The organism is Pseudarthrobacter raffinosi (genome assembly GCF_023913735.1).
Lineage (GTDB): Bacteria > Actinomycetota > Actinomycetes > Actinomycetales > Micrococcaceae > Arthrobacter > Arthrobacter raffinosi.
The window spans coordinates 15,662-37,858 of the sequence record NZ_JAMXBH010000003.1; the positions used below are offsets into that span (position 1 = coordinate 15,662).

A 22,197-nucleotide genomic window follows, 5' to 3' on the forward strand; every position below is an offset into this window, starting at 1 on the left:
CGTCAACCACCTCGTCCCGGAACTCCAGGAACGCGGCATCTGTTAAGAGGCCGGTGCCACCATAAATACGTCCACAGCGTCCTCCGATTCCACCGCAAAGCCGTGTCGCTCATACAGCCGCCGGGCGGCACTTCCCTGGAGGACGTTCAGGCGGAAGGGACGGTGGTCCTGGGGCGCGTCCATGGCCTGCCGGAGCACGGCGCCGCCGAGGTCCTTTCCCTGATGCTCCGGGGCCAGGTAAAAGTGTTCGATCCACTGCGCGTCGGGCTCCGGGCGGACAGCGATCACGCCCGCATTCTGCCCAGCCACCTCGACGACGAAGGTGTGCTCCGGCTGGAACCCGTTCAGGAAGCGCTCGCGGACGCGGACCGGGTCAAAGCGGCCCAGCCGCTCAAGGTCCGGACGCATCACGACGGCGCGGAGCTCGGCGATCCACGGGCCGTCAGTATCGAGGCCGGGGCGGAGCTTGTAGGAGTGGGGCATTCCACTATTCAACGGGGCGCGTCGGAGCGCCGCAAATTCTGGTAGCGCCAGACGCAGCGAACGCGCCAGGCATTGTGGGGCGGGACACGAAGAATCCCCGCCTCGCTGAAGCAAGACGGGGATTCTCCGTGGTTGGCGGCCCTACTTCTTCGGCAGGCCGGGCGGGTTCAGTTCGGAGGTCTTGATGGCCTCCGAGGACAGGCCCCGCCGGTCCAGAATCTCGGCGTAGCTGCCTTCCTTGATGAGAGTGTTCAGGGCAGCCTGGGCTGCAACGGCCAGGCCGTTTCCCTTCTGTGTGGTGAAGGCGATTTCGGAGGTCAGCGGCCAGCCGCCGTTGAGCGTGCCCATTTCCTTGGTCTTGCCGTCCTTCGCGGCCTTGTAGGCCGCCCCGGCGTTCGGGCCGAACGTCAGGTCCGCACGGCCGGACTGGAGTGCCAGCGTGGAGGCGGAGTCGTCGTCGTAATACTCGAACTCAACCGGCGCGAGGCCCTTGGCCTTGTTCTCTTCGTCCCATCGCACCAGGATCGCTTCCTGGTTGGTGCCCGAGCCGACGATGATGCGCTTGCCGGCGACGTCCTTGGCTTCCTTGATGTCGCCGATGGTGGAATCGGTCTTGGCGTAGAAGCCCAGGAGGTCGTTGCGGTAGCTCGCAAAGTCGAACTTCTCCTTGCGGGCCTCGGTGACGGTGACGTTGGAGAGCACGGCCTCGTACTTACCGGATTCAACGCCCAGCGGCCAGTCGGCCCAGGCCACGGGCAGGACCTCCACGGTCAGCCCCAGCGTCTCGCCGACAGCGTAGGCGATGTCCACTTCGCTGCCGATGAGCGTCTTGTTGTCCGTGGCGAACAGGCTCAGCGGGGCTGTGCCGCCGGTGGTGACTACGGTCAGTTTGCCGTCCGCCTTGTTGGCGTCGGGGACCAGTGCGGCGGCTTTCTCATCTACCGTCACCTTGACGCGGTTCTGCTCCGGGGCCAGGTTGAACGTCTTGCCTGCTGCGCTCGCCGTAGAGCCCGACGACGGTGCTGTCGCCGCCGTCGCGCCCGGGTCCGAGCAGGCGGCCAGCGCCAGCAGCGTGACTGCTGCGAGTGCTGCACCGGCAGCCTGTCTTGTCTTGATTTTCGCCATGGTTTCCCCTTGCAAGTTGCTGATTTTCGGAACGGAACGGTGTTCTTGGCAGCAACTATCCGGGACCGCTGGTGCGGGATCAAAGGCCGCCGAAACGGTGCGATACCGGGAGTAACGGCAGTTCACCGGGCGACCGCCGCGGTCACAAATGAGACTGTGGGCCACCCCACCGCAGGCCGCAGAAATAACCCGGACGCCGCCGTCGTTGTCCACAGTGTGCCCGCCGCGACCCGGCCGGCCACCCTACGCAACGCATTGAAAGGCCGGCACCGACGTGACGCTTCCCCTCTCCATCCTTGATCTGGCAACCATTGGCAAAGGCCAGACGGCGGCGGAGAGTTTCGCCGGCAGCGTGGCCATGGCTCAGCGGGCGGAGGAGCTGGGCTACCGGCGGATCTGGTACGCCGAGCACCACAACATGTCCGCCATCGCGTCATCGGCCACAAGCGTGCTGATCGCCCACGTGGCCGCCCACACCAAGACCATCAGGCTCGGCGCCGGCGGCGTTATGCTGCCCAACCACTCGCCGCTGACCATCGCCGAGCAGTTCGGCACCCTGGAAACGCTGCACCCGGGCCGGATCGACCTTGGCCTGGGCCGCGCCCCCGGCAGCGACCAGAACACCATGCGCGCGCTGCGCCGGGACCCCATGTCCGCGGACACTTTCCCCCAAGACGTCCTGGAGCTGCAGGGCTACCTCACCGGTCCCACGCGGATCCAGGGCGTGGAGGCCACCCCGGGCAAGGGCACCAACGTCCCGCTGTACATCCTCGGATCGTCGCTGTTCGGCGCCCGCCTCGCTGCCCAGCTGGGCCTGCCGTACGCCTTCGCCTCGCACTTCGCCCCCAACTCCCTGCAGGATGCCGTGGCGCTCTACCGCAGCGAATTCAAGCCGTCGGCGCAGCTCGAAGCCCCGCACGTGATCGCCGGCGTCAACGTGATCGCCGCCGATTCCGCTGCCGCAGCGCAGGCGGCTTTCCGGGCCACCCTGCGCGCCCGCGTCGGTCTGTTCTTTGGCGGCGGGCGCGAGTTCACCGACGACGAAGCGGACATGATCCTGGACTCCCCGCAGGGCCAGCACGTCTCGCAGATGATGACGTACTCGGCCGTCGGCACCCCGGACGTTGTGAACGACTACCTCGAGGAGTTCGCCAAGCACTCCGACGCCGACGAACTCATCGTGGCGCACCAGAACACCGGCACCGAGGCCAGGATCCGCTCCGTGGAGCTGCTGGCGGGGGTTGCCGGGCTGGCCCGGATCTAGGTCCGGCGCCACCGGCACACGGGGGCGCGCCCGCGTCACGCCAAGCACCCTTTTAGGAAGCCCGACGGCGGGGTTCCCCGGAATCACGCGGCGGGCGCCGCCGTCGTGGTCCAAAAGCGTGCCCTGCGTGACGGCGGAAGCCGGCCAGGACGGAACCAACGCGGCCGCCGGAAAGCACCAATGTGGCGGCGGGCCCTTGACATCCCTCAACTGAACCGGTTCAGTGGCGTGAGTCACGGGACCCGAAACCTGAAGGGTCCCACATCATGGCAGTAACCATCAGCGACGTCGCCCATGCGGCCGGGGTCAGCAAAGGTGCTGTCTCGTATGCGCTGAACAACCAGCCCGGCGTCAGCGACGCCACCCGGGGCCGGATCTTGCAGGTCGCCAAAGAGCTTGGCTGGAAGCCGAGCCTCCGCGCCAAGGGCCTGTCCTCCGCGAAGGCCTACGCGCTGGGCCTTGTGGTGGCCCGCGACCCAAAGCTCCTTGGCACGGACCCGTTCTTCCCGGCGTTCATTGCGGGCATCGAGACCACCCTCGCCGAGCACGATTACACGCTGGTCCTGAGCGTTGCCACCGCCCCCGGCGCCGAAGAGCGGGCCTACCGCAAACTGGCCGACGGCGGCCGCGTGGACGGCGTGATCCTGACCGATGTGCGGCACCATGATTCCCGGATCGGTCTGCTGCGCGAGCTCAAGCTGCCGGCCGTGACGCTCAACAGGCCGGATTCGGACTCACCCTTCCCCGCGGTGTCCATGGATGACACGGACGGCATCACGGCCGCCGTCGAACATCTTCTGGCCCTGGGCCACGTCCGGATCGGCCACGTGGGCGGCGCCCAGGAATACATCCACGGCCGCAGCCGCCGCCGGGCCTGGGAAGCGGCCATGGCCGCTGCCGGCCTGGCAGCGGATCTGTTCGCGGAGGCTGACTTCACGGCGCCCGGGGGAGTGGCCGCCACCGCGGAACTGCTCCGCCGGCCGGACCGCCCCACCGCGATTGTCTATGCGAACGACCTCATGGCGACGTCCGGCCAGTCCTTCGCCCAGTCCCAGGGCCTGAGCGTTCCGGGAGATCTGTCCATCACCGGTTACGACAACGCCGAGTTCACCCAGTACCTCAACCCGCCCCTCACCACTATCGCCACTGACCCCATGCGCTGGGGCAGAGTTGCCGCGCAGGCCCTCCTGGACCAGCTCAACGGCACCCACTCCGGTGAGGATACGGACCTGCAGGCACCTTCCCTGCTGGTCCGCGCCTCCACCGGCCCCGCCCCATCCACAACCACCAAGCCAGTCCCCCAGCAATCCCCAAAGCAAGCAAAAAAGCAAGCAAAAAAGCACACCAACCCGTAGCAGATCCCCACCGGGACCAGTATCAAGGAGTCGCAATGAAGCGCTTTACCAAAGCCACGCGAATACTGTCAGTGGCCGCCCTGACCGTAATGGGGGCAGGCCTGGCTGCCTGCGGCGGCAGCGGAGGGGGCGGCGATGGCGGTTCCGCCACGTCCGCCAAGGGCCCCATCAAGATCTGGTACTCCAACAACGAGTTCGAGGTGAAGTGGGGCAAGGCGATGGTGGAATCCTGGAACTCCGCCCACCCGGACGAGAAGATCGATGCGCAGGAGATCCCTGCCGGCAAGAGCTCCGAGGAAGTCATCGGTGCAGCCATCACGGCCGGCAACGCTCCCTGCCTGGTCTTCAACACCGCGCCTGTCGCAGTTCCCCAGTTCCAGAAGCAGGGTGGTTTGGTGGCCCTGGATGAGTTCCCGGACGGGCTCCAGTACATCAAGGACCGCACCGGTGACCTGGCGGACCAGTACAAGTCCGCGGACGGCAAGATGTACCAGCTGCCGTGGAAGTCCAATCCCGTTGTCCTCTTCTACAACAAGGACATGTTTGCCAAGGCCGGGCTGGATCCGGAGAACCCGAAGCTGGGGACGCACCAGGAACTGCTGGACACCGCCCGGACCCTGGTGTCCTCAGGTGCTGCCACCAACGCCATGTGGCCATCACCGGCCAGTGACTTCTTCCAGGCCTGGTTCGATTTCTACTCCTTCTACGCCGCCAACTCCGACGGCACCCCGCTGGTGAAGGACGGCAAGGCCACGTTCGACAGGGAGGAGGGCAAGCAGGTAGCCACCATGTTCGAGACCCTCTATAAGGAGAAACTGGCCTCCAAGGAGGTCTACCAGGGTGATTCGTTCGCCGAAGGCAAGGCCGCCATGTCCATGGCCGGGCCGTGGGCCATTGCCGCCTACAAGGACAAGGTGAACTGGGGCGCAGTCCCGGTCCCCGCTGCCGCGGCCAAGGCTGATACGTCAACCTTCTCCGATGCCAAGAACGTGGCCATGTACTCCGCCTGCGAGAACCAGGGCACCGCCTGGGAGGTCATGAAGTTCGCCACCAGCCAGGAGCAGGACGGCAAGCTGCTGACCGACACCGGCCAGATGCCCATGCGCAAGGACCTTCCCACGGTGTACGCGGACTACTTCGCCAAGAACCCGGCGTACACCCAGTTTGCCGAGCAGGCCGCGCGGACTGTGGAGGTCCCCAACGTCTCCAACTCGGTTGAGGTCTGGCAGACCTTCCGCACCGCCTACGCCAAGGCCGTGATTTTCGGGAACGAAAGCATCGACACCTCGTTCAAGGACGCGGCCGACAAGATCAACCAACTGGTAGCCCAGAAGTAGCGGTGACCCCCAATGTCACTCCGCTCTTCTAGTGGGAACCCCGTCACGGGGAAACCGGCTGGTGGACCGGCGGACCGGCGGCTGGTGCCCAGGAAGCGTAAGAACTTCCTGGGCCCCCAGCCGCTGGGCCTGCTGTTCAGCGCCCCGTACGTCATCTACGTGCTGGCCGTCCTGGCGTTCCCCCTCGGCTACGCCGTCTACATTTCCTTCCACGATTTCTTCTTCACGGCACCACGGGTCAAGGTGGACCGGCCGTTTGTAGGGTTCGACAACTACATCGCCGTCCTGTCAGACCCCGCCGTCCAGCGCTCGTTCCTGAACATCGGCGTTTTCCTCATCATCAACGTCCCGCTCACGGTGGGCCTGTCGCTGCTGCTGGCCAACGCCTTGAACCGCATCACCCGGTTCAAGACGTTCTTCCGCCTCAGCTACTACGTGCCGTATGTGACCGCGAGCGTCGCCGTCGTCGGGGTCTGGCTGTTCCTCTTCCAACAAAACGGGCTGCTGAACACGCTGCTGGGGCCCCTGGCCCCAACCCCGTCCTGGCTGGTGAATTCGTGGCTGGCCATGCCTACCGTGGCCCTGTACGTGACGTGGAAACAGCTGGGATTCTTCATCCTGCTCTACCTCGCGGCGCTGCAGAACATCCCCGATGAGCTGTACGAATCAGCGGCCGTGGACGGCGGCAACAAGTGGGTCCAGTTCTGGAACATCACCGTGCCAGGCGTCCGGCCCGCCAGCGTCCTGGTCACGCTGCTGGCCACCATTACCGGCGCAAACCTCTTCACCGAGCCGTACCTGCTGACCGGCGGCGGCGGTCCGGACGGGGCCTCGGCCTCCCCGGTGTTCATCATGTACCAGCGGGGCCTCCTGCAGGGGAACCCCGACGTCGCGGCCGCACTGGGTGTGGTGCTGGTGATCGGCGTCCTGCTGATCGCCCTGATCCAGAAACGCCTCGTCGGCGGGAAGGAGGACTGACATGTCCGTCACCAACGCACAAAACGCCAAGAACGACGACGACGCCAGCCGGCGTCCGGAACCAGCGGAACCTGTCCTTCGTCCCGACTTGGGCGTCGAAAAACGCCGCAACCTGGGCGTGGGCAGCTTCATCCTGCTATGCGTGGGCGCCTTCGTTTTCCTCTTCCCGTTCTATTACATGCTCATCGGTTCACTGCAGACTGCCCCGGACACGTCGATTTTCGGCGCGTTTCCCAACCCGGCCAACATCACCGGCGCGAACTATGTGCAGATCAACGAGTCCATCAACCTGTTCCGCGGCCTGCTCAACTCCGGCATCTTCACCGGCGGCGTCATCCTCTTCACGGTGATTTTCGGGCTGCTGGTGGGCTATGCCCTGGCGCAGATGAAGTTCCGTGGCCGCGGCGTGGTGTTCGGGATGATGCTGCTGGTGCAGATGATCCCGTTCCAGCTGCTGCTCATCCCGCTCTACGTCATGATCGTGCGCGATTACGGCCTCGCGGACAGCTACCTGGGCATGATCATGCCGTTCGCCATCAACTCCACGGCGGTGTTTGTGTTCCGCCAGTACTTCCTCCAGCTGCCCTCAACCCTGTTTGAGGCCGCCCGGATCGACGGCGCCTCGGAGCTGCGGATCCTGTGGCAGATCGCCATCCCGCTGGTCCGTCCTGCCATCGTCACCGCCGTGCTGCTGACCTTTATCGGCCCGTGGAACGAGTTCCTGTGGCCGTTCCTGGTCACGAAGGAGCAGTCCCTGCAGCCGTTGGCCGTGTCACTGGCCAACTTCATCTCCAACATCGCCGGCCAGGCCGGCAACCCGTTCGGTGCCATCCTTGCCGGTGCCTGCGTGCTGGCGGCCCCCGCCGTCGCACTCTTCATTTTCTTCCAGCGCCAGTTCATTTCCACCAATATCGGTTCCAGCGTAAAGGGCTAATCCATGACTTCCCCCCACACTTCAGCACTCCCCACTGTCCCCTTCACCCTCACCCGCGCCGGCGTCATCATGACCCCCGAGCCCGGCAACTACTTCGAAGCCGAAGGCGTCCTCAACCCCGCCAGCGGCCGCGGCCCGGACGGCGAGCTGTACCTGCTGCCGCGGCTTGTGGCCACGGGCAACGTGTCCCGTGTGGGGCTCGCCAAGGTGGTCATCAACGACGACGGCGTGCCCAGCGGCGTGGAACGCGAGGGCGTGGTCCTGGCCCCGGACGAGGGCTGGGAACGCGGCATGAACAATGCCGGCACCGAGGATCCGCGCACCACCTGGGTGCCCTCCCTTGGCAAGCACCTCATGACCTACGTGGCCTACGGCCCGCTGGGCCCCCGCCTCGCCTTCGCCCACTCCGAGGACCTCCGGAACTGGGACCGCCTTGGCCCGTGCTTCTTCGAGTACCAGGCCGATCTCTCCATGGACCTGAACCTGTTTCCCAACAAGGATGCAGTGTTTTTCCCGGAGCCGGTGAACGACCCCGACGGCGTGCCCTCCTACGCCATGCTGCACCGCCCCATGTGGGACCTGGGCTGGATCCGTCCCGGCGAAGGCGAGCACCTGCCCGCCGGCGTCACGGACAACCGCCCCGGCATCTGGATCTCCTACGTGGCCGTGGCCGACGTCGAACGCGACCTGCGCAACCTGGTGCACATGGGCAAGCACCGGCTGGTGGCCCTCAGCGAGTTCCCCTTTGAGGAACTGAAGATCGGCGGCGGCCCGCCCCCCATCCGCGTGGACGAAGGCTGGCTCCTGATCCACCACGGCGTGGCCGGAAAGATGGCCGCCTCCGCCTTCGAGCAGCAGCAGAACGTTAACTACACCGCCGCGGCCATGATCCTGTCCGCGGACGATCCCTCCACGGTGATCGCCCGCAGCGACAAGCCGCTGTTGGCGCCGGAAACCGAGGACGAGATCTCCGGGATCGTGCCGAACGTGGTGTTCCCCACCGCGATCGAAAAAATCGGCGACCAGCTGTTTGTGTTCTACGGGATGGCCGACTCCAAAATCGGTGTCGCCAAACTGGACCGGATCTGACGGTGCTGCCTTCACCGAAGGCCACACGGCCGGTGGTGACGGCGGTGGCCGTTTCCATGCTGGCTGTTTCGCTGCAGGCAGGTGCCGTCACGGCGGCCCCTGCCGCGCCGCCGTCGTCCGCCAGTGCGCATACTGCAACGGCGGCACCCGTCCTGGAACCCGCATTGGCCGACGGCGGGAGTCTGACCAACCTGGACCACCTCGACTTCCTGGTGGACACGGTGCCGCTGGCTCCGGTGGCCGGGCACGCCACCTACCAGCTCGAGCAGGACCCCGAGGCCGAAGCGCCGTGGACCTACGCCGATAAGAACGACGACGGCAGTTATGACCGCGTGGGCGGCGGGGACCTGGACCCGGCCACCGGCGACTGGACCCAGGGTGCCTACAACGCGGACGATATCGCCCGCACCGCCGTGGTCTACCTGCGGCACTGGAAGCAGACCGGGGACCTGGCGAGCAGGGAGCACGCCTTCCAGAACCTCCGTACGCTTACGTACCTGCAAACGGTGGATGGCCCGAACGCCGGCAACGTCATCCTCTGGCAGCAGGCGGAGGGCAGCCTGAACCCCAGCGCCATTCCCGTGGAACTGCCGGATCCGTCCGACTCCGCGGAGTCCTACTGGCTGGCCCGCACGGTGTGGGCCCTGGGCGAAGGCTTCGCAGGGTTTGCGGGGTCCGATCCGGAGTTCGCCGCGTTCCTGCAGGACCGGCTGCACCTGTCCCTGGGTGCCCTGAACCGCCAGTCTCTCGCCAAGTACGGAACGTTCGACACCGCCGACGGCGTCCAGGTCCCGGCCTGGCTCATTGCTGGCGGCGCGGATGCCTCCGCCGAGGCCGTGCTGGGCTTGGCCGCGTACGTGGAGACCGTTCCGTCCGATGCCGTGGCCACCACGGCGCTGTCCCGGCTGAGCGAGGGTGTGGCCGCTATGTCTTCCGGCTCGGCCACGCAATGGCCGTTCGGCGCGATCATGCCGTGGAACAAGTCCCAGAGCCTCTGGCACGCGTGGGGCGGCATGGCTCCGGCCGCTGTTGCCACCGCATCCACTGTCCTGGACCGGCCTGACCTGCTGACGGCAGCCGTGAAGGACACCGCGCAGTTCACGCCGCAGCTGCTCGCAGCGGGCGGTCCGGACAACGCCTGGAGCCCCGCTCCCGGCGAGGCCCAGATCGCGTACGGCGTGGACTCCCGCGTCCAAAGCCTGGTGGCGACGGCGGAAGCCGCTAAAGCGCCGGGACTCCTGGACGTGGCAGCCATCGCCGCGGGCTGGTTCTTCGGCGCCAGCCCCAACGGCGCCCCCGCCTACAACCCGGCAACCGGCACGGCCATCGACGGGATCGAAACGGACGGCCGGATCAACCCCAACTCCGGCGCCGAATCCACCATCCATGCCCTGCTCACCATGCTGGCCCTCGACGCCGACCCGGAACTCCGGGCCAAGGCCCTAGGGATCAGCGTGACCGACGGGACCAACGGGCTCAACGTGGTGGAAGCCGAAGCCGGCACCATCACAGGCAACGGCACAGTGGTGCGGCCGCCGTCGGCCTGGACCGGCGAAGCGAACATCTCCGGCGGGGCATATGTGGACCTGAACGCTGGCGGCAGTCTTTCCATCCCGTTGCCGGCAGCGGACCAGCCCAGCAACATCTTCCCCATTGTGAACCAGGCAATTGCGCCCTCGGGCACCACCACCTGGACCTCGGCCAAGGGCCTGCTCGGCACCACGGCCAACGGCAGGGCAGGGGCGCAGGGCATCACCGATGCCCCCGGCATCCTCATCCCGTTCACCTTGCGGCGCGCCCTCGCTGCCGGCCTGACCTCGGTCACCGCCAGCACCGACGGCCAGGCGGCACTGGACGCACTCCTCGTCCAGCCGCTGATCTCCACGGTGTCCGTCTCCGGTTCGGGCGGCGACTCCACGCTGTACGTCAGCGCGGCCAAGTCCGCTACCGTACGGCAGGTGGGCGTGCCGGAAGGGTTTGTGCTGGTCCAGCGCCAGTACGACTCCGCCGGCCAGCCGGTCAAGGGCTCCAACGGCAGCGCCGGCGCCACGTCCGGACGCGTCACGGTGGCCCCTGGCGGCTTCACCCTGGCGACGCTGACCGTCGTCGGGCGTTAAGGCCTGCCCTGCGTGACACGACGCGACGGGAGGCTGCGTGACACGACGTGACGCGAGGCCGGCGGCGGAGGGTGGGTCCCGCCGTCGGACTTTACACGGTGGCAATAGCCGGGACATTCAGGCGAAACCACCCGGCGGAAACATGGGATACGGCCCCTCCGGCCTTTCCGGGCCAGGCTCTGCTGAAGGAGTGCACGCATGGCTACGCCGTTGAACCAGAGCGTGGCGGATTCCGCCCTGCTGACCAGATCGCTGCCGCTGGGCCTGCTCCGGACGTTCATCCAGTCGGACCTGGCGGACGAAGGTTTCACCCCCACCCTCCTGGCCGAACTGAAGGTCCTCGCCCGTGTCCCCGGGCTGCTGGTGGCCTGCAACTACGGCGGAACACTGTGCGACGCGGAGGGAATCTCCACCGAGACCCTTCCCCTGGGGAGCGCCGCGATCGCGCTCCGCGCCCTGGCCGCCCTACCCAACACCCATACCGCCGTCATCTCGGGGCGCTCGCTGCGTGACCTCGCCGCTGTGTCACGGCTGCCCGCGGAGGTGCACCTCATCGGCTCGCATGGCGCGGAGTCGGACATGGCCTTCGCCCACGTCCAGGACCTCGCCACCGAAGCCACGCTCCACAAGGTAGGCACCGCGCTGACTGAGGCCGTGGGTTTCCAGGAGGGAATCTGGATCGAGCGGAAGCCGGTGGCCGTGTCGGTGCACACCCGGCCGGCCTCCCCGACGGTGGTGCAGGTCGTGACGGAAACGGCGCGGGAGATCGCCAGGGCCCATGGGCTGTTCTTCATCGTGGACGGTTCGGTCCTGGACCTCTCGGTGATGGAACCGGCCAAGGCGGACGCCCTGGAAAACCTCCGGTCCCGGCTGGGCGCGAGTGCTGCGCTGTACGCAGGGGACGCCCACAGCGACGAAATGGCCATCGCCACGCTCCGCGGCCCGGACCTGGGGTTACGAGTGGGGCCGGGGGAGACCCGCGCGTCCCACCGGCTGCGGGACCCGGAATCCTTCGCCCGCGTCCTGGCCCTCCTGTTCGAGCTGCGGCGGGCTTGGCTTTTCGGCGAGGACGCAGTGGGGCTCGAGCGCCACACGATGATCGGCAACGGATCATCCACCGCTTTGGTCACTCCGGATGCCAAGGTCTGCTGGATGAGCCACCCGCTCCCGGATTCAGGGTCGCTGTTCGCCCACATCCTGGGCGGGGACGCCGCCGGGCACTTCTCCGTAGAGCCGCTCAAGGCCTCGCAGGTTCTGGGCCAGCGCTACGTGGACAGCACCATGATCGTGGAGACGCGCTGGGCGGACGTAACCGTCACGGACTACCTGGAGCCGGCACCGGAAGGGATCACCAGCCTGGTCCGGGTGCTCTCCGGAACCGGCGGCGCCAAGATCGTCTTCGCGCCCCGGCCGGATTACGCCAACGCGCCGTTCAGCATGGAGGCCCGCGGCGATGAACTCCATGTGGTGGGAACCTCCGATCCCATTTTCCTTTTTGCCCCGGGCGTCAGTTTCACCATCACCTCGGACGGCCTCCATGCCACCGCCACCGCTTCGGTCAACCTCCAGGACGGGCCGGTGGTCCTCAACCTGCGCTGCGGCGACACCGAGCCTGCGTTGGCGGACCCCCGCGGGGAGACGGACCGGCGGGCGGGCGTGGCGCTCCACTCCCGCCGCTGGGTGCAGGAACTGGAACTGCCCTCGGTGAAGCCATCGCTGGTCCGCCGCTCAGCGCTGGTCCTCCGCGCCCTCGTGCACGAGCCCACGGGTGCCGTGCTGGCCGCGCCCACCACGTCGCTGCCAGAAGGAATCGGCGGCACACGGAACTGGGATTACCGCTACTGCTGGCTGCGGGACGGCTCCATGACGGTGAACGCGCTGGTGGACCTGGGCTCCACGGCGGAGGCGGCCGGGTTCCTCAGCTGGCTGGGCCGGATCCTCGAACATGCACCGGGCCCGGAATGGCTGCATCCGCTGTACTCGGTGACGGGGGCGCCGCTGTCCACGGAGGCCGTCATCGACAGCCTGCCCGGGTATGCGGGGTCCCGGCCGGTCCGGATCGGCAACGCCGCAGACCACCAGGTCCAGCTCGATGTCTTCGGGCCGGTGGCTGAACTGATCCACGGCGTCAGCTCACGGAATGGTGGCCTCGAGGACGGCCACTGGGACCTGTTGGTGCAGATGGCGGCCGCCGTCCTGGCCCGGTGGCACGAGCCTGACCACGGCATTTGGGAAGCCCGGCGGCCGCCGCGGCACCACGTCTACACCAAGGTGATGTGCTGGGTGACGCTGGACCGCGCACTGCGGACCGCCGACCGGCACGGCAGGACGCCGGATCCGTCGTGGGAACCCACGGCGCAAACCATCCGGGAGGAAGTCCTGCGCGAAGGCTGGGATGACTCGGCCGCGTCCTACACCGTGGCCTACGACAGCCCCGACCTGGATGCAGCCGTCCTCCACATCGGGCTCTCCGGCCTGCTGGATGTCACTGACCAGCGGTTCCTGGACACCGTCACCGCCGTGGAAAGGGAACTGCGGGTGGGCCCCACCGTGTTCCGGTACAGGTACGACGACGGCCTGCCGGGTTTGGAGGGCGGCTTCCACATCTGTACTACCTGGCTGATTGAGGCGTACGTTGCGGTGGGCAGGATCGAGGAGGCCTGGGACCTGTTCGACCAGCTGGTGAACCTCTTCGGCCCCACCGGCCTGCTCCCCGAAGAATACGATCCCAGTACGGAGACGCACCTGGGGAACCACCCGCAGGCGTACTCGCACCTGGGGTTCATCCGCTGCGCCCGGATCCTGGACCGGCACAAGCCAGAGGCCAAAAGGACATAACCCGGCGCGAACGTGCACTTGAGGCCCTGTCGGGAGGGCCCCAACTGCTCGTGCGCGCTGGTTTTTTCCGCCGGTTTATCACGCACAGCGCCTTTTTGGGAAGCACGACGGCGGCCTGCCGCGGAACTGCGCGGTGGGCGCCGCCGTCGGGCGCTAAAAGCGTGCCTGGCGTGACGAGGGAACCTAGCGGGAGCACAAACCGCTGGTCAGTTCAGCAGCCAATCAGTTCAGCAGCAGCGCGACGCCGATCATGGCAGGTACCGCCACCACCGTGGTGATCAGGACGGTGTCCTTGGCCACGGTGAGGCCGGTCTGGTAGCGGCTGGCGGCAACAAAAACGTTCTGCGCGGTGGGGAGGGACGCCACCACGACGGCCGCGAACAGGGCCGGGCCGTCGAGCCCTACGGCAAAGCGGGCAAAAACGTAGGCGATGGCCGGCTGGACCACCAGTTTGAAGGCACTGGCCAGGAGAGTGTCCACGCGTCTGCCGGCGGCGGCCTGCAATGGCCGGCTGCCGTTCAGGCTCATGCCGAAGGCGATCAGCATGGCCGGAATCGCAGCGCCGCCAATGAGGTGGATCGGCTCCAGGAGCAGCGGCGGAACCTTCCAACCGGTCCCCGCCACCAGCAGGCCAAGGCCCGAGCCAACAATCATCGGGTTCCGCAGGATCATCAGAATGAATCCCCAGGGCGTGGTGCGGTGTGAGCTGGTGCTGGCGTCCAGGATCATCAGGAAAATCGGTGTGAAGAACGCCAGTTGGAAGATCAGCAGCGGTGCCACGTAGCTGGCGTCGCCCAGAACATATACCGCGATGGGAATACCGAGGTTCGCGGAGTTGGCCAGGGAAGCGGCCATCGAGGACATCAGTGCTTCCGGCAACGCGCGCTTAAGGACGAACTTGACGATGCTGAAGAAGATAAGGGCGGTGCAGACGGCGGACACAGCCGTGACCAGCAGCGGTTCCGCGAAGACTTCCCGCAGCTGCGCTTTGCTGAGCGTCTCGAAGAGGAGTGCAGGGCTGGCCACAAAGAAGGTCAGGCCACTGAGGACCTGGCGGGCGTTGTCGCCCAGGATCCGTTGGCGGCCGACGAACCAGCCCACCATGATGATGAACCAGACAACAAAGAAGCCCTGCAGCACGCCTACCAAGAAAAGCCTCCGAGGCTGCGGCGGCGGTGTCTGCCCGGACTCACGCTCCGGCTACAGGGCGGCGTTGTTCAGGGCGAACGGCGGACGCATCAGGCCGGGCGTGTGGCACTCGGCGGGGTCGTTTCCGATCTGGACAATCTTGTTGTCCTCATCCACATGGATGACCTTCGGGGTGTAGGCATGGGCCTCTTCCGTGGTCATCTGGGCATAGGTGATGAGGATGACGATGTCGTTCTCGTGCATCAGGTGGGCTGCTGCCCCGTTGATGCCAATGACACCGGAGCCGCGCTCGCCGGCGATGGTGTAGGTCTCCAGGCGCGCACCGTTGGTCACGTCCACGATGGCCACGAGCTCGCCGGGAAGGATATCGGCAGCATCCAGCAGGTCCAGGTCAACGGTGACCGATCCTACGTAGTGCAGGTCGGCATGCGTGACGGTGGCCCGGTGGATTTTGGACTTGAACATTGTGCGATTCATAACCCGCCCAGTCTAGCGTCGGCACCCGGATCGCGCTGTGACGCACTGAACATGCCGGCGGAAGCTGTTTCCCCGCCTACCCGCACGTGACCGGGCGATCCGGCACCTAACTCGATGCGCCGCCGTCGTCCGTCCTTGCTACTGAGGTGGCGGTGGCGGCCAGCGTCTCGCGGGCGGCGAGGATGGCCGGCCGCTGCGCGCTGGAGCGGCGCACCGATGTGAACACGGTGCGGTGCGGGTTGCCGGGCAGGTCCAGCAGCTGGGCGGTGGTGCCGCGGCCGGTCCAGACGAGGTCCGGCATCAGCGCCACGGCATTTCCGGACTCGATCAGCCTGATCTGCGCCTGGAGATCGGCTGTTTCGAAGCGCACATCGGGCTCGAACCCGGCACTCCGGCAGGCCTGCTCCGCCCAGTGCCGGGATGCCGCGCCGCGGGGCTCCATCACCCAGGGCAGCGCGGCAGTATCTTCCAGCGACGTGATGGGCGGCCGGCCGGGAGCGGCCGGCGGAACGGCCAGCCGGATCACGTCAGTGGTCAGCTTGATGCGGTCCAGCTCCGGGTACCGCGGGGCGGCGTGGCCCGGATACTGTTCGGCGATGACCAGGTCAAAATCGCGCGCCCACGTCTCATGAAGTGCCGTTTCGGGTTCGCGCTGGATCATTTCGATCCGGACCTCCGGGTACTCCGCCGTCATCCGCGTGAGCGTGTCCGGCATCAGCGCCAAGGCCGCGGACTGGAACACCGCAATCCGGACGGTTCCCGTGACAGTCGTCAGCGACGCCGCGAGGTCTGCTTCAGCCTGCTCCATGGTTTCGAGCAGCTGGGCGGTGTGGGCCACCAGGACTTCGGCCTGGGGCGTCAGCTGCACGCGCCGCCCCGTCTTCCGGAGCAGCTCCACGCCCACTTCCTTTTCCAGCAGGGCAAGCTGCTGGGAGACCGACGACGGGCTGTACTGCAGTGCCTCCGCCACCTCCGCCAGGGTGCCCCGGATCTTCAGTTCGCGGAGAAGCCGCAGGCGCCGGACATCGAGCATGGCCACATTCCTTGATGAATCTAATGAATATAGGTTAGAAGTAGTCACTTTATCTAACGCAACTGCGCTTGCATACTGGTGTACCTGAGTTACCCCCGTCACAGCCCCTCGCCGGGGCGCCGTGTTGGGGCCGCACCCCACGCAGGAGTTCCTGATGAGCACAAGAGATATGTCCCAGTCGATTATGCGGCGCAAGCCCATCGACGATATCGAAGAAGAAAACAAGCACAGCGGGCTGTTCAAGTCCCTCGGGCTCTGGCAGCTCACCGCCATTGGTGTCGGCGGCATCATCGGCGTTGGAATTTTCTCCCTCGCCGGGTTGGTCGCGGCCGGAAGCGAAGATACTCCCGGAGTGGGGCCCGCTGTGCTGATCTCGTTCCTTGTTGCTGGTCTCGCATCCGCCGCGGCTGCCCTGTCCTACGCCGAGTTTGCAGGCATGATTCCGCGCGCAGGGTCCGCCTACACCTACGGCTACGTTGCTCTGGGTGAGGTGATTGGATGGTTCATCGGCTGGGACCTGCTGCTCGAATACATTGCCATTGTGGCCGTGGTGGCCATTGGCATTTCGGGGTACTTCGACGCCTTCCTGTCGGGTATCGGAGTTAACATGCCTGTCTGGATGACGTCCACGCCGGATGAGGGTAAGGGCGGCATCGTCAACATTCCCGCCATCGTGGTCTGCCTCCTGGTGACCTGGATCCTGTCCCGCGGCACCAAGGCATTCGGCCGTTTTGAACTCGTAGCCGTGGCCATCAAGGTCATCCTGATCCTGTTCATTATCGGCCTCGGCGTTTTCTATATCGACACCAACAACTACAACCCGTTTATGCCCAGCGGCTTTGGGCCCGTCCTGGCCGGTGCCGCGACCGTCTTCTTCGCGGTGTTCGGGTACGACGCCATGAGTACCGCGGCGGAAGAAGCCACGGACGGCAAGAAGCACATGCCGAAGGCCATCATCCTTTCGCTGATCATCGCCATGCTGCTCTACGTCGCTGCCACCCTAGTCCTGACCGGCATGCAGAACTACAAGGACATCGACCCCACGGCCGGCTTCGCTTCCGCGTTCACCGGCGTGGGTCTGCCCGTCATCGCCACCATCATTTCGGTCTTCGCCGTCCTGTCCATCCTCACGGTGATGCTGACCTTCCTCCTGGGCGTCACGCGTGTCTGGTTCTCCATGAGCCGCGATGGCCTGCTGCCAGGCTGGTTCGCCAAGACGGACCGGCACGGAACCCCGCAGCGCGTTACCTGGATTGCCGGCGTCGCCTCCGCCCTGCTGGCCGGCGTGTTCCCCATCAAGGCCGTCGCGGACCTCACGAACATTGGCATCCTGGCCGCGTTCGTCGTCGTCTGCTTCGCCGTGATCGTGTTCCGCTACAAGAAGCCGGACGCCCCGCGCACGTTCCGCCTGCCGCTGATGCCCGTTATTCCGGCCTTCGGTGTGCTGGCGTCCGCCTTCCTCATGTTCCAGCTGCACTGGGAGACCTGGGCGCGGTTCGGTGTTTGGCTGGTTATCGGCCTGGCCATTTACTTCTTCTACGGCCGCAAGCACTCCCTGATGAACCCGGACAGCCCACGCCACGAGGAGATTGTGGAGATGCACCGCCCCATCGGCTGACCCCCGGGTTCCCGGGCGTCCACCCGCCCACCCGTTCCGGCCCACCCACCCCCGGACGCTCACTCACTTCCTGCACGTTTTCACCAAACGCTCTTTCACTTTCGGGGCGCGAACGACGAACCCTCTCTCACATCCTGTGGGGAGGGTTCGTCCGTTTTTCATTGAGATGCGAGAGCGTTGCCCCAAAACCTGCAGGAAGTGAGGGAGGGTCGCCCAAAAACCCGCTTTAAGTGAGAGAGCGTTGCCCAAAAATCGGGGATTTCCTGACCGTTTGGACGGCAAATCAAAGCATTGGGTTTCCTAACCTGTATTGCTTAGAAAACATCGCTTTATCTTATGTGATTGCAAGTTCATACTGATGAATAAGACCCCTTCCAGACCAAGGAAAGAACGAGCAAACCATGACTCACACTGCAACGGAAGCCACCGGACAGACAGACGTCCCGCAGGCCCGTGCCCTCGCGGCGGACACCATCACGCTGGTGCGCCGCTGGCTGACCGAGGCTTCGAAAGTTCCTGTTGATGCCTCGGCTGAGCAGCTGGCCGGTGTACTGAAGGACCCGAACGGCCTGGACTTCACGGTGGGCTTCGTGGACGGCGTGGTCCGCCCCGAAGACCTCCACGTCGCCGCCCGAAACCTCGCCGCCCTGGCGCCCAAGGTCCCGGCGTTCCTGCCGTGGTACATGCGCAGCGCCGTCCGCCTCGGCGGAACCATGGCGCCGGTCGTTCCGCAGGTGGTCATCCCGATCGCCCGCCGTGTGCTCCGCGAAATGGTGGGCCACCTGATTGTTGACGCCACCGACGCCAAGCTGGGCCCGGCCATCGCCAAGATCCGCAAGGACGGCATCAAGCTCAACGTGAACCTCCTGGGCGAGGCCGTCCTGGGCGAGCATGAGGCTTCCCGCCGGCTCGCGGGCACCCACACGCTCCTGGCCCGCCCGGACGTGGACTACGTCTCCATCAAGGTGTCCTCCACCGTGGCCCCGCACTCCGCGTGGGCGTTCGACGAGGCCGTGGAGCACGTCGTCGAGAAGCTCACGCCGCTGTTCACCAAAGCCGCGTCCTTCGCCGGCGCGGGACAGAAGGCCAAGTTCATCAACCTGGACATGGAGGAATACAAGGACCTGGACATGACCATCGCGGTCTTCACCAGGATCCTGGACAAGCCCGAGTTCAAGAACCTCGAGGCCGGCATTGTGCTGCAGGCCTACCTCCCGGATGCACTCGCCGCCATGACCCGCCTCCAGGATTGGGCCGCAGAGCGCCGCACCAACGGCGGCGCCGCCATCAAGGTCCGCGTGGTCAAGGGCGCCAACCTGCCCATGGAACAGGTGGAGGCCTCGCTGCACGACTGGCCGCTGGCCACCTGGCACACCAAGCAGGATTCGGATACCAACTACAAGCGCGTCATCAACTACTCGCTGCACCCGGACCGGATCAACAACGTCCGGATCGGCGTGGCCGGCCACAACCTCTTCGACATCGCCTTCGCCTGGCTGCTCGCCAAGCAGCGCGGCGTGGAGTCCGGCATCGAATTCGAGATGCTGCTGGGCATGGCGCAGGGCCAGGCTGAAGCCGTCAAGAAAGACGTCGGCTCGCTCCTGCTGTACACCCCGGTGGTGCACCCGGCCGAGTTCGACGTCGCCATCGCCTACCTGATCCGCCGCCTCGAAGAGGGGGCCAGCCAGGACAACTTTATGTCCGCCGTGTTTGAACTCAGTGAAAACGAAGTGCTGTTCGAGCGCGAGAAGCAGCGCTTCCTCGCCTCCCTGGACAAGCTCGACGGCGAGGTCCCCCCGGCCAACCGGCAGCAGAACCGCAGCCTCCCGCCGCAGCCCCTGCCGCGTGACGCGTTCGCGAATACGCCGGATACTGACCCGTCCTTGCCCGCCAACCGCATCTGGGGCCGGGCCATCCTGGATCGTGTCCCGTCCTCCAGGCTGGGCAACGCCGCCGTCGAAGCCGCCACCATCACGGACGCGGACACCCTCAACACCGTCATCGCCACCGCTGTAGAGAAGGGCAAAGCCTGGGGCGCCCTGACCGGCGACCAGCGCGCCGAGATCCTCCACCGCGCCGGCGATGTCCTCGAAGCCCGCCGCGCCGACCTCCTGGAGGTCATGGCCAGCGAGACCGGTAAAACCATCGACCAGGGCGATCCCGAGGTGAGCGAAGCCGTGGACTTTGCCCACTACTACGCCGAGTCTGCCCGGAAGCTGGAAATGGTCGACGGCGCCACGTTCGTCCCGGCCAAGCTCACCGTGGTGACCCCGCCGTGGAACTTCCCGGTGGCCATCCCGGCAGGGTCCACCCTCGCGGCACTCGCCGCCGGCTCCGCCGTCGTGATCAAACCCGCCAAGCAGGCCCGCCGCAGCGGTGCCGTGATGATCGAGGCACTCTGGGAAGCCGGCGTCCCGAAGGACGTGCTGAGCATGGTCCAGCTCGGCGAGCGTGAACTCGGCCAGCAGCTGATCTCCCACCCCGCCGTGGACCGCGTGATCCTGACCGGCGGCTACGAAACCGCCGAACTCTTCCGTTCCTTCCGCAAGGACCTGCCCCTGCTGGCCGAGACCAGCGGCAAGAACGCCATCATCGTCACCCCCAGCGCCGACCTGGACCTGGCCGCCAAGGACGTGGCGTACTCAGCGTTCGGCCACGCCGGCCAGAAGTGCTCCGCCGCGTCCCTGGTGATCCTGGTGGGCTCCGTTGCTAAGTCCAGACGGTTCCACAACCAGCTGGTTGACGCCGTGACCTCGCTGAAGGTGGGCTACCCGCAGGACCCCACCAGCCAGATGGGCCCGATCATCGAGCCCGCAAACGGCAAGCTCCTCAACGCCCTCACCACCCTCGGCGACGGCGAAACCTGGGCCGTGGAACCGCGCAAGCTTGACGGAACCGGCCGCCTCTGGAGCCCGGGCGTGCGCTACGGCGTCCGCCGCGGGTCCTACTTCCACCTCACCGAATTCTTCGGACCGGTCCTGGGCGTCATGACCGCTGACACGCTGGAGGAGGCCATCGCGATCCAGAACCAGGTCGAGTACGGCCTCACCGCCGGCCTGCACGCCCTGGACCCGGACGAGCTCGGCACCTGGCTGGACTCCATCCAGGCCGGAAACCTCTACGTGAACCGCGGCATCACCGGCGCCATCGTACAGCGCCAGCCGTTCGGCGGCTGGAAGAAATCCGCCGTCGGCGCCGGCACCAAAGCCGGCGGACCCAACTACCTCGCCGGCCTCGGGTACTGGGTCAGTGCCGAAGCCTCAGCCGCGGCAAGCGTCACCAACGCAGGCGTCCGCCGCATCCTGAACGCCGCCGCAGGCGCCCTGGATCCGTCCGGGCTTGAGTCGCTGCAGCGCTCGCTGGGGTCTGACGCCCAGGCGTGGGCCGACGAGTTCGGCACCGCCAAGGACGTCTCCGGCCTGAGCGCCGAGCGGAACATCTTCCGCTACCGTGCGCTGCCGGTCACCGTGCGGCTCTCCGAAGGGGGCGTGCTGGCGCACCTGGTGCGGACTGTGGCGGCCGGCGTCCTGGCCGGTTCGGTATTGACCGTGTCCACCGCCGTCGAACTTCCCGCCCAGCTGCGCGCCGTGCTCACCGGGCTGGACGTCAACGTCACGGTTGAGTCCGACGCCGGCTGGCTGGCTTCGGCGGTACGCCTCGCCGCGGCGGGCAAACTGTCCGGTGCGCGGATCCGCCTGATCGGCGGCGACGCCACCGCACTCGCCGAAGCCACGGACGGGCGGCCGGACCTGGCGATCTACGCCCACGCGGTCACCGAGGCCGGACGGGTGGAGCTGCTGCCGTTCCTGCACGAGCAGGCCATCAGCATCACGGCCCACCGCTTCGGCACCCCGAACCACCTCTCGGATGAGCTGATCTAGGCGGGCCGAAAGCCCAACAAAAACACGAAAGGCCCGGTGGCCGCCTTCGGGGCGGTTGCCGGGCCTTCGCTGTCGAATGGTTGCGTAGTGATCAGGTGGCTGCGCGGGGGCGAGCCTGGAGACAGTTGGTAATTAGCCCAGATACCAGCCTGGGGGAGTCCACGATGCAGGAACATTGTGGGCCGAGAAATCTTCGCAATGGGTGCAGGTGTAGGCGACTTCGCCCAGTGTCCTGACCGCCCCGTCACGCCGGTAAACCGGTGGAATGTAGGACTCAAGATAAATGAATTCATCCGTGCCGCACTTGTCGCACGTGGGTTTGCCGACGTACTCGGCCGCCCGCGAAATACCGGCGTTATGGCTGGAATGATGCGTGACCAGCGGCCGTACGGTGCTATGTCGCTGGGTATATACAGTGTGTAAATGGGTGTTCTCGGCTGTCGTCATTGGCTGCCTATCCCGAGTGCGGCCGCATCATGGGCTGCATGGCGCACTCGTAGTGTTGAACCGGCCACTGCT

The 22,197-nt window shown here is 66.3% G+C and carries 15 protein-coding genes; 10 read left to right on the forward strand and 5 right to left on the reverse strand.

Translation table 11 applies throughout. The annotated features are described in order from the left end of the window. Positions 1 to 42: 42 nt before the first annotated feature. Positions 43 to 483, reverse strand: a complete 441-nt coding sequence (locus tag NG698_RS03310; protein WP_252608029.1) for a GNAT family N-acetyltransferase — start codon at positions 481 to 483, stop codon at positions 43 to 45. Between the two features lie 141 nt (positions 484 to 624). Next, entirely contained in the window at positions 625 to 1,608 is a 984-nt protein-coding gene (locus tag NG698_RS03315; RefSeq protein WP_252608030.1) for an ABC transporter substrate-binding protein, read from the reverse strand. A 274-nt stretch (positions 1,609 to 1,882) separates the two neighbouring features. Between NG698_RS03315 and NG698_RS03320 the strand changes: the two genes are divergently transcribed. The 8 genes from NG698_RS03320 to NG698_RS03355 all read left to right on the forward strand — a co-directional run bounded on the left by NG698_RS03320 (position 1,883) and on the right by NG698_RS03355 (position 13,520). Continuing rightward, the gene (locus NG698_RS03320; protein WP_252608031.1) at positions 1,883 to 2,872 is read left to right on the forward strand and encodes an LLM class flavin-dependent oxidoreductase; all 990 of its coding nucleotides are present in this window, start codon (positions 1,883 to 1,885) and stop codon (positions 2,870 to 2,872) included. Positions 2,873 to 3,138: 266 nt separating this feature from the next. After that, positions 3,139 to 4,227, forward strand: a complete 1,089-nt coding sequence (locus NG698_RS03325; protein WP_252608032.1) for a LacI family DNA-binding transcriptional regulator — start codon at positions 3,139 to 3,141, stop codon at positions 4,225 to 4,227. A 35-nt stretch (positions 4,228 to 4,262) separates the two neighbouring features. Next, the gene (locus NG698_RS03330; RefSeq protein WP_252608033.1) at positions 4,263 to 5,564 is read left to right on the forward strand and encodes an extracellular solute-binding protein; all 1,302 of its coding nucleotides are present in this window, start codon (positions 4,263 to 4,265) and stop codon (positions 5,562 to 5,564) included. 12 nt (positions 5,565 to 5,576) lie between these two features. Beyond that, positions 5,577 to 6,542 (forward strand): carbohydrate ABC transporter permease, encoded by a 966-nt coding sequence (locus NG698_RS03335; RefSeq protein WP_252608034.1) that lies wholly within the window; start codon positions 5,577 to 5,579, stop codon positions 6,540 to 6,542. Between the two features lies 1 nt (position 6,543). Further along, on the forward strand, positions 6,544 to 7,476 hold the full coding sequence (locus NG698_RS03340; RefSeq protein ID WP_374209920.1) for a carbohydrate ABC transporter permease: 933 nt from the start codon (positions 6,544 to 6,546) through the stop codon (positions 7,474 to 7,476). A gap of 3 nt (positions 7,477 to 7,479) precedes the next feature. Continuing rightward, on the forward strand, positions 7,480 to 8,565 hold the full coding sequence (locus tag NG698_RS03345; protein WP_252608035.1) for a glycoside hydrolase family 130 protein: 1,086 nt from the start codon (positions 7,480 to 7,482) through the stop codon (positions 8,563 to 8,565). 2 nt (positions 8,566 to 8,567) lie between these two features. Then, positions 8,568 to 10,682, forward strand: a complete 2,115-nt coding sequence (locus NG698_RS03350) for a hypothetical protein (RefSeq protein ID WP_252608038.1) — start codon at positions 8,568 to 8,570, stop codon at positions 10,680 to 10,682. Positions 10,683 to 10,880: 198 nt separating this feature from the next. Then, entirely contained in the window at positions 10,881 to 13,520 is a 2,640-nt protein-coding gene (locus NG698_RS03355; RefSeq protein WP_252608040.1) for a trehalase-like domain-containing protein, read from the forward strand. A gap of 222 nt (positions 13,521 to 13,742) precedes the next feature. Here the strand turns inward: NG698_RS03355 and NG698_RS03360 are convergent, their stop codons facing one another. The 3 genes from NG698_RS03360 to NG698_RS03370 all read right to left on the reverse strand — a co-directional run bounded on the left by NG698_RS03360 (position 13,743) and on the right by NG698_RS03370 (position 16,179). Beyond that, positions 13,743 to 14,669 (reverse strand): AEC family transporter, encoded by a 927-nt coding sequence (locus tag NG698_RS03360; protein ID WP_252599173.1) that lies wholly within the window; start codon positions 14,667 to 14,669, stop codon positions 13,743 to 13,745. Between the two features lie 51 nt (positions 14,670 to 14,720). Further along, a complete protein-coding gene (gene panD / locus NG698_RS03365) occupies positions 14,721 to 15,146 on the reverse strand; it encodes an aspartate 1-decarboxylase (RefSeq protein ID WP_248763631.1) in 426 nt (141 codons plus the stop codon). A 106-nt stretch (positions 15,147 to 15,252) separates the two neighbouring features. Beyond that, complete coding sequence (locus tag NG698_RS03370) at positions 15,253 to 16,179, reverse strand: LysR substrate-binding domain-containing protein (protein ID WP_252599172.1); 927 nt, start codon at positions 16,177 to 16,179, stop codon at positions 15,253 to 15,255. A 154-nt stretch (positions 16,180 to 16,333) separates the two neighbouring features. On the opposite strand from NG698_RS03370, the gene NG698_RS03375 reads away from it, so the two are divergent. Beyond that, positions 16,334 to 17,797, forward strand: coding sequence for an amino acid permease (locus NG698_RS03375; RefSeq protein ID WP_058930841.1), 1,464 nt, complete (start codon positions 16,334 to 16,336; stop codon positions 17,795 to 17,797). A gap of 401 nt (positions 17,798 to 18,198) precedes the next feature. Then, a complete protein-coding gene (locus tag NG698_RS03380) occupies positions 18,199 to 21,678 on the forward strand; it encodes a proline dehydrogenase family protein (protein WP_252608043.1) in 3,480 nt (1,159 codons plus the stop codon). The last annotated feature ends 519 nt before the right edge of the window (positions 21,679 to 22,197 follow it).